Here is a 14,069-nt window from a genome sequence, read left to right on the forward strand (position 1 = left end):
CAACCCTTCGGGAAAGCAGGGGAAAGGCCCTGCCACGTCGTTGCAGGCCGCTTGCAGTATCTATACTGCGGCGCGTCCTGCGCCTAGTTGCCGGGCCTTTCCCCTGCTTTCGTAAGCACGTAAATGTGCATCACGCACTTCAATATGCCCACCATCCGCCCCAGCACCGACAGCGATATCCCCGCCATCACGGCGATTTACCAACACCACGTCCTTCACGGCACGGGCACCTTCGAGATCGATCCGCCGTCTGAAGCCGACATGGCGGGCCGCCGCGCCGACGTGCTGGCGCGCGGCCTGCCCTGGCTGGTGGCTGAAAAGGACGGGCAGGTGCTGGGCTTTGCCTATGCCAACTGGTTCAAGCCGCGCCCAGCCTACCGTTTTTCGGCCGAGGACTCGATCTACATCGCCGAACAGGCCCGTGGCATGGGCCTGGGCCGCAAGCTTTTGACCGAGTTGGCCGTGCAGGCCGAGACGGCGGGCGCGCGCAAGCTGCTGGCAGTGATTGGCGACTCGGCCAACGCAGGCTCCATCGGGGTGCACCGCGCGCTGGGGTTCACCGACGTGGGCATCATGCGCTCGGTGGGCTGGAAGTTTGGCGCCTGGCGCGACATCGTGCTCATGGAAAAAACCCTGGGCGCGGGCGACACCACATCCCCCGAATAAATGAATGAATGAAGGAAGCAGCAACACATGAAGAACAAGACCGTGGCGGCCTGGCTCGCCTTTTTGGGCGGACCGCTGGGCCTGCACCGCTTTTACCTGCATGGCCTCTCCGACCTGCTGGGCTGGCTGCTCCCTATCCCGACAGCGCTGGGCATCTACGGCATCCAGCGGGTGCAACAGCTAGGGCAGGACGATCACTACAGTTGGATGCTGATCCCGCTGCTGGGCTTCACGATCGCTGGCTGCGCCCTGCAGGCCATCTTGTTTGCGCTCAAGACGCCCGAGGCCTGGAACGCACGCTACAACCCCACGGCCGCACCCGATGCGCCCGCGGGCCGAACCCAATGGATCACCATCGGCGCCATCGTGGTCTCGCTGATGTTTGGCACCGCAGTGCTGATGGCCAGCCTGGCGTTCAGCTTTCAGCGGTACTTTGAATACCAGATCGAGGAAGCGCGCAAGATTTCGCAGTGAAATCGGGTGCTAGCGCTTATTGAACAAGCGCTAGCAGCTATAAAAAATATAGCAAAAAGAAAACACTGTCAGAAAAACTGCAGGCTGAGCCAGTAGGCCACGGCGGCCACAAACGCGCTGGCCGGAATGGTCAGTATCCAGGCCCACACAATGTTGCCCGCCACACCCCAGCGCACGGCGCTGGCGCGCTGGGTGGAGCCCACGCCGACGATGGCGCCGGTGATGGTGTGGGTGGTGGACACCGGAATGCCCAGCGTGGTGGCGAGGAACAGCGTCAGCGCCCCGCCCGTCTCGGCGCAGAAACCGCCCACGGGCTTGAGCTTGGTGATCTTCTGGCCCATGGTTTTCACGATGCGCCAGCCGCCGAACATGGTTCCAAGGCCAATGGCCACGTAGCAGCTCACAATGGTCCAGGTGGGCGGCGCTGCGTCAGAGGCCGATGAATAGCCCGTGGCGATCAGCAGCAGCCAGATGATGCCGATGGTCTTCTGGGCGTCATTGCCGCCGTGGCCCAGGCTGTAGGCCCCGGCGGACACCAGTTGCAGGCGGCGGAACCATTTGTCCACCCGGCTCGGCCGGGTTCGCCGGAAGATGTGCGCCACGGCCACCATCATGATCGAGCCCAGCAAGAAACCAAGCAGCGGCGAGACGAAGATGAACGCCACCGTCTTGAGGATGCCTGAGGACAGCAACGCACCCGAACCCGCCTTGGCGATCACCGCCCCCACGATGCCGCCGATGAGCGCATGCGAGGAGCTGCTGGGGATGCCGTAGTACCAGGTGATCACGTTCCAGGTGATGGCGCCGACCAGGGCGCCGAACACCACATGGGTGTCCACGATGCCCGGCTGCACGATGCCCTTGCCCACCGTGGCCGCCACGCTCAGGTGAAAGACAAAAATCGCAATGAAGTTGAAGAACGCCGCGAACAGCACCGCCTGCGCGGGCTTGAGCACGCCGGTGGAGACCACCGTGGCAATCGAATTGGCGGCATCGTGAAACCCGTTCATGAAGTCGAACAGGATCGCAAGCGCCACGAGCATCACCACAACCCACAGGGCCGTCTGTACGGTTTCCATGCTGGTCTGCCCGCCGGATCAGGAGTTTTCGAGGACGATGCCCTCGATACAGTTGGCCACGTCCTCGCACTTGTCGGTGATGGTCTCCAGCAGCTCATAGATGGCCTTGAGCTTGATCACCTCGCGCACGTCGGGCTCCTCGCGGAACAGCTTGCTCATGGCGCTGCGCATCACGCGGTCGGCGTCAGACTCGAGCTTGTCGATCTCTTCGCAGGTCTTGAGCGCGGCCTCGGCCACGGCCGGGTCGGCGATCTTGTCCAGGAGCTTGACGGCATCGCGCAGACGCTCGCAGCACTTGAGGCTCAGGTCGGTGAGGCGGGTGATTTCTTCCGTCATGTGGCGCACGTCGTACAGCGCCATGGTCTCGGCAGAGTCCTGGATCAGGTCGGCCACGTCGTCCATGGTGTTGATCAGCGTGTGGATCTGCTCACGGTCGATGGGGGTGATGAAGGTCTTGTGGATGGCCTTGTTCACCTCGTGCGTCACGCGGTCGGCCGCGCGCTCGGCGTTGTCCACGTCCTGGTTGTACTTGTCGCGCAGGTGCGGGTCGCCGTAGTTCGCCACCAGTTGCGAAAAGGCCCGAGCGGCCTCGACGATGCGGTCCGCATGCTGGTTGAACATTTCGAAAAAATTGCCTTCGCGTGGCAACAGCTTGGCAAACAGCATGTGAACTCCTGGAACGGGATCGAATTTTTGAAAGAAGGCGAAATCATGACAAACGCATGACTTTTCGTAACGGGGGGAGTTTAACCGTCTGCTCCACCCCGGCTGGCGCCTGCGCGCCCTGCAGCCGCCCGCTGCGCACAGCGGTCAGCCACCACGAAAGATGAAGTACACCGCACCCACCAGGCACAGACCTGCCCAGAGGTAGTCCCACTTGAGGGGCTGGCCCATGTAGAACACGGCAAACGGCACAAACACGGCCAGCGTGATCACTTCCTGCATGATCTTGAGCTGCCCCACGTTGAACTGGGTGAAGCCGATCCGGTTGGCGGGCACCTGCAGCAGGTACTCGAACAGAGCGATCCCCCAACTGACCAGCGCAGCCACGTACCAAGGCGAGGACGCAAGGTTCTTGAGGTGCCCATACCAGGCAAAGGTCATGAACACATTGCTGGCCACCAGCAGCAACACGGTCTGCAGCGGGATGGGCAAAGAGGAAAGTGCGTTCATGGCGAGGTGGATTCGGGCGTGCGGCAGAGCTGAATTATGAACAAAATGAGCCACTGGCGCTTTCTACACAAGCGCAAACAGCTATCAAAATAATAGCAAATCAATACACCCGCGGCTCCGGCGCGCCCACAAAAAAAGGCACCGCCCGCAGGGAGTGCCTTGATGGGAAGCGCCCGCAAAACAGGCGCCACTGCCTGCAGCCTGCGGTGGCGGCTTATTCGCCCAGGTACGCAGCGCGCACCTTGGGGTCGCTCAGCAGCTCCTGGCCAGGGCCGGTCATGGTGATCAGGCCGGACTCCATCACGTAGCCACGGTCGGCGATGGCCAACGCGCGGCTGGCGTTCTGCTCCACCAGCACGATGGTCACGCCCAGGGCGTACACGTCGCGCACCACTTCAAAGATCTTGTCCACCATGATGGGCGACAGGCCCATGGAGGGCTCGTCCAGCAGCAGCACCTTGGGCTGGCTCATCAGCGCGCGGCCCATGGCCAGCATTTGCTGCTCACCGCCCGACATGGTGCCCGCCAGCTGGTCCTTGCGCTCGCGCAGGCGCGGGAAGATGGTGAACATCTTCTCGATGTCGGCCAGGATGCCCGCCTTGTCCTTGCGGATGTAGGCGCCCATCTGCAGGTTCTCGGTGATGGTCATGCGCGCGAACACGCCACGGCCTTCCGGCACCATCACGAGGCCTTCCTTGACCAGGTCCCAGGCGCCCTTGCCCTTGATGCTCTTGCCCAGGTATTCGATGTCGCCATCGTTCATGGGCAGCGTGCCGGTGATGGCCTTCATGGTGGTCGTCTTGCCGGCGCCGTTGGAGCCGATGAGCGAGACCAGTTCGCCTTCGCGCACTTCGAAGTCCACGCCCTTGACGGCCTGGATACCGCCGTAGGCCACTTTCAGGCCCTTGACCTGCAGCAGTATCTTGTTGGATTTTTCGGCCATGCTCAATGTCCTCCGGTGCCCAGATAGGCCTCAATCACTTTTTCGTTCTTCTGCACTTCGGCAGGGTTGCCTTCGGCGATCTGCTTGCCGTAGTCGAGCACCGTCACGCGGTCGCACAGGCCCATCACCAGCTTCACATCGTGCTCGATGAGCAAGATGGTGCGGTTGTCGTTGCGGATGCGGTCGATCAGCTCGCGCAGCTGCACCTTTTCGGTGGCGTTCATGCCAGCGGCGGGCTCGTCCAGCGCGATGAGCTGCGGGTCGGTGGCCAGGGCACGGGCAATCTCCAGGCGACGCTGGTCGCCGTAGGACAGCGTGCGCGCCTTGTAGTCGGCGAACTTGGCGATGCCCACGTATTCGAGCAGCTCCTGCGCGCGCTTGGCGATCGCAGCCTCTTCGGCCTTGAAGCTCTTGGTGCGCAGCACCGCGCCGAACAGGCCGGACTTGGTACGGATATGGCGGCCCACCATCACGTTCTCCAGCGCTGTCATTTCAGCAAACAGGCGGATGTTCTGGAACGTGCGGGCAATACCCGCCTTGGCCACCTCGTGCACGGCCGTGGGTTCATAGGGCTTGCCAGCCAGCTCAAAGCTGCCGCTGTCGGGCGTGTACAGGCCGGTGATCACGTTGAAAAACGTGGTCTTGCCCGCACCGTTGGGGCCGATCAGGCCATAGACCTGGCCGCGCTTGATGGTGATACCTACGTCGGACAAGGCCTGCAAGCCGCCGAAGCGCTTGGAAATACCGGCGACCTTCAGCACCACCTCATTGGATTTCTCTGTCATTGCTAACTTTCTGTGGTGTTCGTCTTCAGGTCTTCTGCGTCAGGCTCTTGCCGTGATCGGGCGATGGCCACAGGCCGCGGGGACGCATCAGCATGATGATGATCATGGCCAAGGCAATCAGCAACTGGCGCAGGATGGCAGAGTCAAGGCGGCCGTCCGTCATGGCCTGCAGCGGGCCTGCCACGTAGCGCAGCACCTCGGGCAGGGCCGACAGCAGCACGGCGCCCAAAATCACACCGGGGATGTGGCCGATACCGCCCAGCACCACCATGGCGACGATCATGACCGACTCCATCAGGCTGAACGACTCGGGCGACACGAAGCCCTGGAAGGCGCCGAACATGGCACCCGAGACACCGCCGAACGAGGCACCCATGGCAAACGCCAGCAGCTTCAGGTTGCGGGTGTTGATGCCCATGGCCTTGGCGGCGATTTCGTCTTCGCGGATGGCCATCCAGGCACGGCCAACGCGCGAATCCTGCAGGCGGTAGCAAATGATGACGCTGACGACCACCAGAACCAGGAACAGGTAGTAATAGAGCGTGACCGAGCTGATGTCAAAGCCGAACAGCTCCAGTCGCTTGCCCAGGTCCAGGCCAAAAATCTTGACCGAGTCGATCTGCCCGAGGCCCTTGGGGCCGTTGGTCAGGTTGATGGGGTGGTCCAGGTTGTTCAGGAAAATACGGACGATTTCACCGAAGCCCAAGGTCACGATGGCCAGATAGTCACCACGCAACTTCAGCGTGGGCGCCCCTAATAGCGCCCCAAAAAACGCCGCCAATATCGCCGCAGCCGGTATCACCAGCCATAGCGAAGTGTGCAGGCCATTGGGGAACATAGCCGCAAAGGCCGCGAAGTTGTCCGCCAGGTGGGGCGATGCCATCAAGGCAAACAGATAGGCCCCCACGGCGTAGAACGCCACGTAGCCCAGGTCGAGCAGGCCGGCGTAGCCGACCACGATGTTCAGGCCCAGGGCCAGCAACACATACAGCAGAGCCAGGTCGGCAATACGCACCCAGGCGTTGCCGAAGGATTGCAGGATCAGCGGCAGCACCAGCAGCGCCACGGCGCCGATGATCCAGTTGGTTTTGGTGTTCTTCATGGTGAAAGGCTCCTCAGGCGCGATCGGCCACACGCTCACCCAGCAGGCCCGAGGGGCGCAGCGTCAGGATGATGATGAGCACGATGAACGCAAAGATGTCGGTGTAGTGGCTGCCCAAGAGGCCGCCCGTGAGCGTGCCGATGTAGCCCGAGCCAATCGCTTCGATCAGGCCCAGCAAAATGCCGCCGACCACCGCGCCTGCCAGATTGCCGATGCCGCCGAACACCGCCGCCGTGAAAGCCTTGAGGCCGGGCAAAAAGCCCATGGTGTGCTGCGCCGTACCGTAGTTGGACGCATACATGATGCCGGCGATGGCCGCCAGCACGGCACCGATGATGAAGGTGGCCGAGATCACCATGTCGGGCTTCACGCCCATCAGGGACGCCACGCGGGGGTTTTCTGCCGTGGCGCGCATGGCGCGGCCCAGGTTGGTGTGGTTGACCAAGTAGACCAGCGAAGCCAGTGCCACCGCCGTCACGCCCAGAATCAGGATCTGCGTGGGGGTGATATAGGCGCCACCCACTTCAAACGGCGTGCTGGGCAGCAGCGTTGGATAGGGCTTGTAGTTGGGCTTCCAGATGATCATCGCCAGCGTTTGCAGCAGGATGGACATCCCGATCGCGGTGATCAGCGGGGCCAGGCGCGGGCTGTTGCGCAAGGGCCTGTAAGCCACTTTCTCAATCACGAAGTTGAGCGTAGCGGCGACCACGCAGGCGATGAGGGTCGCCAGCAGCAAAATCGTCCAGCCCGGCGCGCCCGGCATGGCCGCCTGCATCATTCCAATACAGCTCCAACTGGTCAGGGCGCCGATCATGAGCACCTCGCCGTGGGCAAAATTGATGAGTTGAATAATGCCGTACACCATGGTGTAGCCCAAGGCTATCAAGGCGTACATGCTGCCGAGTACCAGACCGTTGATGATCTGTTGCAGCAAAATGTCCATAAGAGAAGTCCTTCGTTTGTGACGCACCCACCGCTCAGGCACCGGAATCGGTACAGCCTTGTGGGCCCGACTGCCATCTAGCAAAAAACCCGCCAGACGTGCAACTGTGCGGGTTTGTGGCCGGAATTGTAGCGAGTAGTCACAAGGCACCCTATCCATGCCGGGCGGGGTTTTCCCTCGGGTTTTGGCCCCATCAGCGGGCAGCGGACTTCATAAGAAATCTTGATGCACGCAGGAATATTGATTTGTTAACTTATTACCTAACCCATGCATGATTTGCATAAAGCGCGCTTTCACCCTTTTTTCCCCGCACTTTTTCGCCCCACGCGCAGCCATGAAAAAAGCCGCCAGCCCTGACAGGGCATGGCGGCATGCAGACAGGGCGAGGGCAACGCCCTCGCCAGCCCGTTGCAGGCTCAGTGGTAGGTGTAGGTGACCGTGTAAGGCACGGTCATCGCCACGGGCGACGTGATGGCCAGCGTAGCCGATACGTTGCCGGTGTTCCCGCTGAAAGAGCAGCTATTGATGGTTAGCGTGCCGGAGCCTCCCTGCACGGTCTGGCTAAGCCCGATGCCGGACGATGTGCTCGCAATATCGCTGCAGAACTCGGCCTGCGTGGCGGGCTTGGGCACGTTGGTGATGGTGACCGGCGGTGCCGTCACTCCACCCGCGTTGACATTCAACGTCAGCGTGTAGTTGCCGCCGTTGCCCGTGCCCCCGGTTCCGCCACCCGTTCCGCTGCCGCCCACGGTGATCGTGGTGTGCGCATTGCCCAGGGTGATCCGGAAGCCGTCCGACAGCGTGAAACTGGTGTTGCTTGCCGCACTCACAAGCGCCGCATAGTCCATGCCCAGGGTGGACAGGGCTTGCCACAGCGCCTCCAGCACATCATCCACCTTGTCCTTGGGCGTGGCAGCAAAAACCACGGTGCGCGGATCAAAAGTCTGCAGCACTTGCAGGCCCAGGGCCGTCCGCAGGGCAGTCAACGCTTTCTCGACGCTGGCGGGCGTCAGGCCAGCCAGGTCGGTGGGGCCTGTACCGCCCCACCAGGTGGCGGGCAGCTTGCCAGTGGCGTTGGCGACGATGAGGTCGGTCAGCGGCGTGATGTTGAGGGTGTCAAAGGACAGCGCGATGGAATGGTAGGCCTGACCGGCGGCCAAGCTGCCGCCCGTCACGCGAACCGCGCAGGGCAAGGTCTGGCCGGTGGTGTCCACTTTCCAGGTGCCGCTCGCGTTGGTAGTGGACTCCAGCACATTGCCGCCGGCGCATCGCACCTGCACCGTACCTCCGGCGATGGGCGCACCCACGGCCGCAGTACCCGCCAGGCTGGTGGCCGCAGGAGCAGGCGTGCTGCCTCCCGAGCCATCACCATCCCCCCCGCCGCAGGCCACCAGCGCAGCGGTCGCCGCAAGCAGCGTCACGCGCCGCAGTTGGCTCCATCCCGATTGGACCAAAACACCTTGTTTCATGCTCACACCCCCATGTATCGGTTAAAAAATGTATCCGGGGCAAATTGTTCAACCAGAGCCTGTGCCAAGACAATCCCGCGTTCTCGGGGGTGGTCACCCCAGGCTTGAACCCCTACATTCACCGACCAACCATGACATCGCAGAACCCCGTACCGCGCCCTCCGTCACGCTGGCTGTTTGCGGCGTTCGCATACACGCTGGCGGCGGTGGCTCTGGCCATTGGCCTGGCAATCCAGGCTCCGTGGCTGGGCCTGCAGCTCGCCACGGATGGCGACCTGGTGCGCGTGGAAAGCAGCCAGGGGCCTTCGGCCTCTGTTCCGGCGGGCGCCGCGTTGCTCGCCGTCCAAGGCGGTGCCGCCTCCGCCCACCAGGCTGCCATCCAGCTCCAGGCCATCGATCTGATCGAGGAGCCCGATGTGATGGGCACCTACGCCCAGATCGACGGCTTCTTCCAGCGCCAGCAGCAGATCACCGCCGTGCTGGCGAAGCCGCAAGTCACCCTGTACTGGAACGCCGCCGGGGTGGCCGGGGACACGCTCGTTGAGCCCCAAAGCCGCCCCATCAGCGCGCTGCCCATGCTGTTCTGGTTCCAACTGGTGGTGTCCGTCACCGGTTGCCTCATTGCCTGCTGGGTGTGGGTACTGCGCCCACGCGACTGGGGCGCGCGCATGTTCGGCATTACCGGGTTGATGTTTCCGGTGTTTGCGATGCCTGCGGCGGTCTATAGCAGCCGAGAACTGGCGCTACCGGGGGATCTGTTTTTCACGCTCAACGCACTCAACCACTGGGGCTCCATCATGTTTGGAGCGGCACTTGGCACGATTTTCCTGACCCATCCCCGTCCGCTGGCACGGCCGGTGTACATGATTTGGTTCTTTCTGGCCTTCAACCTGTGGTGGCTGACGGATGTGCTGCGCATCGCCCCCAACCCTGGCGTGGGCATGCAGCTGTCCGTCGTCACCGAAATGTTGCTGGCCATGGCTTTCGCCGCCGTGCAGTGGCGCAAAAGCCGTGGCGACCCTTTGCATCGGGCTGCGCTGCGCTGGTTCATTCTGTCCATGCTGCTGGGCAGCGGCCTGTTCATCCTGCTCATCATCACCACGGCCCTGCTGGGCTGGCTCCCCCCCATGCCGCAGGGCTATGCCTTCGGTTTTTTTCTTTTCATCTACATTGGCATCGCCTTGGGGCTGCGCCGCTACCGGCTGTTCGACCTGGACGAGTGGGCGTTTCGCATGCTGATGTGGCTGGGCGGCGCGCTGGCCGTGGTGGGGGTGGACGCGCTGCTGATCCTGGCACTCGATTGGTCTGCCGGACCCGCGCTGGGCGTTTCGCTGTGGATCTGCGGCGCCCTGTACTTCCCGGCCCGACAGTGGCTGTGGCAACGCCTGACGCAGCGGCCCGGCATGCAGTTGCATGAGCTGATGCCTGACGTGGTGCACATTGCGTTCCAGCCTTCCCGCCAGGCGCAAGAGGGCGCCTGGAAGGATCTGCTGCGCCGCCTGTACGACCCACTGCACCTGGAACCCGACCCTGATTTCACCCAGCCGCACGCGCAGATCGATGAAGGCGGGCTGATGCTGCGTGTTCCTGCCAGCGGAGGGCTGGGCGCACACAGCCTCAGCTACCCATCCAGGGGGCAGCGTCTGTTCTCCACCAAAGATGCTGCCTTCGTCAACGCGCTGTCCCAGCTCATGAACGAGGCCGAAAGCAGCCGCGACGCCCACGAGCGCGGTGCCCACGACGAACGCAAGCGCATTGCGCGCGACATGCACGACGACGTGGGCGCTCGTTTGCTGATGCTGATTCACCGCGCCCAGTCGCCAGAACTCACCGACTTGGCACGCGCTGCGATGAACGACCTGCGCACCGCCTTGAATGTGATGGATGCGCATGCCATCCCACTGGCCGACGCCCTGGCCGACTGGCGTGCAGAAGCCACGGCCCGGTGCGACGCGGCGGGCGTTGCCCTGGCCTGGAGCGCGCCGCAGCAAAGCACCTGGGAGCTGGGGTCGCGCCAGAAATCGGTGGTCGAAAGGGCCCTGCGCGAGAGCCTGACCAACGCCCTCAAACACGGCCACCCGCACCATGTGGACATCTGCGTGGAGCTTGCCGCCGAGCACCTGACCCTGTGGGTGCGCAACGACGGCGCGCCCACCAGCCCCGCCCAATGGGCCGAAGGGCGTGGGCTGCGCGGCATGCGCCACCGGCTCGATGAATATGGTGCGCAGCTAGAGGCCCGCACCCTGGCGGACGGGCGCACCGAGGTCTCGCTGCGCCTGCCCCTGGCGCCCGCGTCCGCTCCCCCAACCGCCACGCAGGAGACCGCATGAAACACATCTTGCTTGTGGACGATCTGGCAGACGCCCTGGCCATGCTGCAGGACGCCATCGTGGCCGCTTTCGGCCCCGTGCCCTGCACCCAGGCGCGCTGCGTGCGCGAAGCGCTAACGGTCATCGACAGCGGCACCCCCTTCGACCTGGCGCTGATCGACCTGGCCCTGGGTGACGGCAGCGGCCTGGACCTGATCGGGCGGCTGGCCCAGAGCCAGCCCCAGTGCGCCGTGGTCGTGGCTTCCATCCACGACGACGATGACCATCTCTTTCAGGCGCTGCAGGCGGGCGCGCAAGGCTATCTGCTCAAGGACCACCCCACGGCCTGGCTGGCCCTGCAACTGCAAGGCATCGCCCAAGGACAGCCACCATTGTCACCGGCCATTGCGCGTCGGCTGCTGCGCCACTTTCAGCCGCCGCCAGCCGCGCAGGCGCCCACGGCCTCCGACCTCAGCGCGCGCGAGCGGGATGTGCTGGGGCTGCTGGCTCAGGGCGTGCGCATTGCGGACATCGGCATCGCGCTCGGCATTTCGCGCCACACCGTGGGCGACCATGTCAAAAACATCTACCGCAAGCTCAACATCAGCAGCCGCGCTGAGGCCGCCTTGCAGGCGCGCCAACTGGGGCTGATCTGAGCGGCGAAGCCGCCGCCATCACTCCTTGCCTGCATCTGCATCCAGCTGTCGCAGGTAAGCCAGCTTTTCCGCAATCTTCGCTTCCATGCCTCTGGGCACTGGCTGATACCAACCAGGCTCTTCGATGCCGTCAGGAAGATAGGTCTCCCCAGCAGCATAGGCATTGGGTTCGTCGTGGGCATACCGGTATTCATGCCCATAACCCAGTTCTTTCATGAGCTTGGTGGGGGCATTTCTCAGGTGAACCGGCACCTCGCGGCTCTTGTCCTGCTTCACGAAAGCCTTGGCCTGGTTGTAGGCGTTGTAGCCCGCGTTGCTTTTGGCCGCCACGGCCAGATAGATGACCGCTTGCCCCAAGGCCAACTCTCCTTCCGGGCTGCCCAACCGCTCGTAGGTCAAGGCGGCATCGTTGGCAATCTGCATGGCCCGCGGGTCCGCCAAGCCAATGTCTTCCCAAGCCATGCGCACGATACGCCGTGCCAGATAGCGGGCATCAGCGCCTCCATCCAACATGCGCGTCAGCCAATAGAGGGCCGCATCAGGGTGGGAGCCCCGCACCGACTTGTGCAAGGCAGAAATCTGGTCATAGAAGTTGTCCCCGCCTTTGTCAAAACGCCGACTGTTCAGGGTCAAGGCGTTCTGCAAGAAGTCCGCTGTGATCGCCGTGATTCCAGAAGCATTGGCGGCTGTGCTTGTCTGTTCCAGCAGGTTCAAGAACCTTCTGGCATCTCCGTCTGCATAACCAATGATGGTGTCCCTTGCCAGGTCGTCAAACTGAAGATGGCCAAGGGCGATTTCTTGGGCGCGAACAAGCAGCAGCCTCAGCTCTTCGTCTGTCAGCGACTTCAAGACATAAACCTGGGCGCGCGACAACAGCGCCGAGTTCACTTCAAACGAAGGATTCTCGGTGGTGGCGCCAATGAAGGTGACCAGGCCACTTTCCGCATAAGGGAGAAGAGCGTCTTGCTGGGACTTGTTGAACCGGTGGATTTCGTCCACGAACAAGATGGTGTGCTTGCCCATGGCCAGGTTCTGCTGGGCCTGCTCCATGGCCGCGCGGATGTCTTTGACCCCGGAGAACACCGCAGACAAGGCGATGAACTCGCATTTGAAGGCCGTGGCCGTGAGGCGAGCCAGCGTGGTTTTTCCCACCCCCGGAGGCCCCCAGAAGATCATGGAATGGGGCTTGCCCGACTGGAAGGCCAACCTCAGCGGTTTGCCCTCCCCCAGCAGATGGGACTGACCGACAACTTCGTCCAGGGTTTTGGGGCGAAGGGCCTCTGCCAGCGGGGCCACAGGCTCCTGTGCGAACAAATCAGCCATGTTTGTGTCCTGCCTACATCACGCTGATTTTTTGAATGAAAAGTGGCTCTAGCGCTTATTCGTCAAGCGCAAACAGCTATATTTTTAATAGCAACCTATTGTTTCACCACATCCGCCCCGGCAGGCGGCTTGAACTGGAAGCTGCTGGCGGGCAGCGCCGCATTGGCCTGCATGCCGGTAAAGCGGATCAGCGAGCGCTGGCCAAAGCTGTCCAGGATGTCGAGCGCCGCCAACTGCTCGCCCGCAAACCCCACGCGCACGCTTTTGAGCTGCCCGTCCTTGGCCTTGGGGCTGGCCAGCACCCACTGCAGGCCGTCTTGCTCGGGCGCTGATTCAAGCGTGAACTCGGCCTTGAGCGCCGACAGATCGGGCGCCGAGGCCAGCAGCGCCGCAGGCGTGCTGCCCAGCGCCTGGGATTGCGAGCGCTGGGTGACCTGGTTCAGGTCCACGTCGTACAGCCACAGGCTCTGCCCGTCGGCCACGATGGTTTGCTCGAACGGCTTTTTATAAACAAACTTGAAGCGCCCAGGGCGCTGAAACTCAAAGCTGCCGCTTGACTGCTTGGTGCGCGCGGCCTGCCCTTCCTTGGGCGGCGAGGTCACCGTTTGCGTGAAATCCGCACGGCCCGTCTGCGTGCCCTTCATGAAGGATTCCAGGCTTTTCAGGCCGTCAGCGCTTGCTACACCTGCGCTGGCCGCTATCAAAATTGCAGTGGCGATTTTTTTCAATGAAAACTCCTGTGGGGGGGCTGCCCGGCCCGTCATTCGCTGCGGTTTGGCACCAGCACTTCGCGCTGGCCGCTGGTGGTGAGGCCGCTCACCAGGCCCGCCTTTTCCATGTCTTCCAGCAGCCGCGCCGAGCGGTTGTAGCCAATGCGCAGCTTGCGCTGCACGTACGAGATGCTAGCCTTGCGGTCCTTGAGCACCACTTCCACGGCCTGGTCGTACATGGGGTCCTTCTCGCCCCCTTCGCCGCCAGTGCCGTCCCCTGACAGATCACCGTCGCCGTCCACAGTTCCGCCTTCGAGCACGCCTTCTATGTAGTCCGGCTCCCCTTGTTCCTTGAGGTAACTGACGACACGGTGTACTTCTTCGTCCGACACAAAGGCGCCGTGCACGCGGATCGGCAGGCCCGTGCCGCTGGCCAT

At 62.9% G+C, this 14,069-nt stretch carries 15 protein-coding genes; 4 read left to right on the plus strand and 11 right to left on the minus strand.

Annotated features, from left to right (window positions below; translation table 11 throughout):
* Nucleotides 1–144 precede the first annotated feature (144 nt).
* Both Q0105_RS11145 and Q0105_RS11150 read left to right on the plus strand, forming a co-directional pair.
* A complete protein-coding gene (locus Q0105_RS11145; RefSeq protein WP_298211738.1) occupies nt 145–666 on the plus strand; it encodes a GNAT family N-acetyltransferase in 522 nt (173 codons plus the stop codon).
* A 27-nt stretch (nt 667–693) separates the two neighbouring features.
* Nucleotides 694–1,140: a hypothetical protein gene (locus Q0105_RS11150; protein ID WP_298211740.1), complete on the plus strand. Its 447-nt coding sequence runs from the start codon at nt 694–696 to the stop codon at nt 1,138–1,140.
* 68 nt (nt 1,141–1,208) lie between these two features.
* Here the strand turns inward: Q0105_RS11150 and Q0105_RS11155 are convergent, their stop codons facing one another.
* The 8 genes from Q0105_RS11155 to Q0105_RS11190 form a co-directional block, all read right to left on the minus strand.
* Entirely contained in the window at nt 1,209–2,219 is a 1,011-nt protein-coding gene (locus Q0105_RS11155) for an inorganic phosphate transporter (RefSeq protein WP_298211742.1), read from the minus strand.
* Between the two features lie 18 nt (nt 2,220–2,237).
* Nucleotides 2,238–2,885: a DUF47 domain-containing protein gene (locus Q0105_RS11160; RefSeq protein WP_298211744.1), complete on the minus strand. Its 648-nt coding sequence runs from the start codon at nt 2,883–2,885 to the stop codon at nt 2,238–2,240.
* Between the two features lie 144 nt (nt 2,886–3,029).
* Nucleotides 3,030–3,392 carry a DMT family protein gene (locus Q0105_RS11165; protein ID WP_298211746.1) on the minus strand — a complete coding sequence of 121 codons (363 nt, stop codon included), beginning with the start codon at nt 3,390–3,392 and terminating at the stop codon, nt 3,030–3,032.
* Nucleotides 3,393–3,606: 214 nt separating this feature from the next.
* The gene (locus Q0105_RS11170) at nt 3,607–4,335 is read right to left on the minus strand and encodes an ABC transporter ATP-binding protein (RefSeq protein ID WP_298211749.1); all 729 of its coding nucleotides are present in this window, start codon (nt 4,333–4,335) and stop codon (nt 3,607–3,609) included.
* A gap of 2 nt (nt 4,336–4,337) precedes the next feature.
* Complete coding sequence (locus Q0105_RS11175) at nt 4,338–5,120, minus strand: ABC transporter ATP-binding protein (RefSeq protein WP_298211750.1); 783 nt, start codon at nt 5,118–5,120, stop codon at nt 4,338–4,340.
* Nucleotides 5,121–5,145: 25 nt separating this feature from the next.
* Nucleotides 5,146–6,222: an ABC transporter ATP-binding protein gene (locus tag Q0105_RS11180; protein ID WP_298211752.1), complete on the minus strand. Its 1,077-nt coding sequence runs from the start codon at nt 6,220–6,222 to the stop codon at nt 5,146–5,148.
* Nucleotides 6,223–6,235: 13 nt separating this feature from the next.
* Nucleotides 6,236–7,165, minus strand: a complete 930-nt coding sequence (locus Q0105_RS11185; RefSeq protein ID WP_298211754.1) for a branched-chain amino acid ABC transporter permease — start codon at nt 7,163–7,165, stop codon at nt 6,236–6,238.
* A 416-nt stretch (nt 7,166–7,581) separates the two neighbouring features.
* Nucleotides 7,582–8,634 (minus strand): hypothetical protein, encoded by a 1,053-nt coding sequence (locus tag Q0105_RS11190; RefSeq protein ID WP_298211756.1) that lies wholly within the window; start codon nt 8,632–8,634, stop codon nt 7,582–7,584.
* Between the two features lie 131 nt (nt 8,635–8,765).
* Here Q0105_RS11190 and Q0105_RS11195 point away from each other — a divergent pair, with 131 nt between their 5' ends.
* Both Q0105_RS11195 and Q0105_RS11200 read left to right on the plus strand, forming a co-directional pair.
* On the plus strand, nt 8,766–10,964 hold the full coding sequence (locus tag Q0105_RS11195; protein WP_298211758.1) for an ATP-binding protein: 2,199 nt from the start codon (nt 8,766–8,768) through the stop codon (nt 10,962–10,964).
* Nucleotides 10,961–11,599 carry a response regulator transcription factor gene (locus tag Q0105_RS11200; RefSeq protein ID WP_298211760.1) on the plus strand — a complete coding sequence of 213 codons (639 nt, stop codon included), beginning with the start codon at nt 10,961–10,963 and terminating at the stop codon, nt 11,597–11,599. Before Q0105_RS11195 ends, Q0105_RS11200 begins: the two co-directional genes overlap by 4 nt.
* A gap of 18 nt (nt 11,600–11,617) precedes the next feature.
* Here Q0105_RS11200 and Q0105_RS11205 read toward each other — a convergent pair whose 3' ends face one another.
* From Q0105_RS11205 to Q0105_RS11215, 3 genes are all read right to left on the minus strand, one after another.
* Nucleotides 11,618–12,922, minus strand: coding sequence for a replication-associated recombination protein A (locus Q0105_RS11205; RefSeq protein WP_298211762.1), 1,305 nt, complete (start codon nt 12,920–12,922; stop codon nt 11,618–11,620).
* Between the two features lie 95 nt (nt 12,923–13,017).
* Complete coding sequence (lolA, locus tag Q0105_RS11210; protein ID WP_298211764.1) at nt 13,018–13,650, minus strand: outer membrane lipoprotein chaperone LolA; 633 nt, start codon at nt 13,648–13,650, stop codon at nt 13,018–13,020.
* A 32-nt stretch (nt 13,651–13,682) separates the two neighbouring features.
* Nucleotides 13,683–14,069: DNA translocase FtsK (locus Q0105_RS11215; RefSeq protein WP_298211766.1), on the minus strand; the 387-nt coding region annotated here is incomplete at its 5' end.

Origin of the sequence: Acidovorax sp. (genome assembly GCF_027492855.1) — a bacterium.
Classification (GTDB): domain Bacteria; phylum Pseudomonadota; class Gammaproteobacteria; order Burkholderiales; family Burkholderiaceae_C; genus Acidovorax.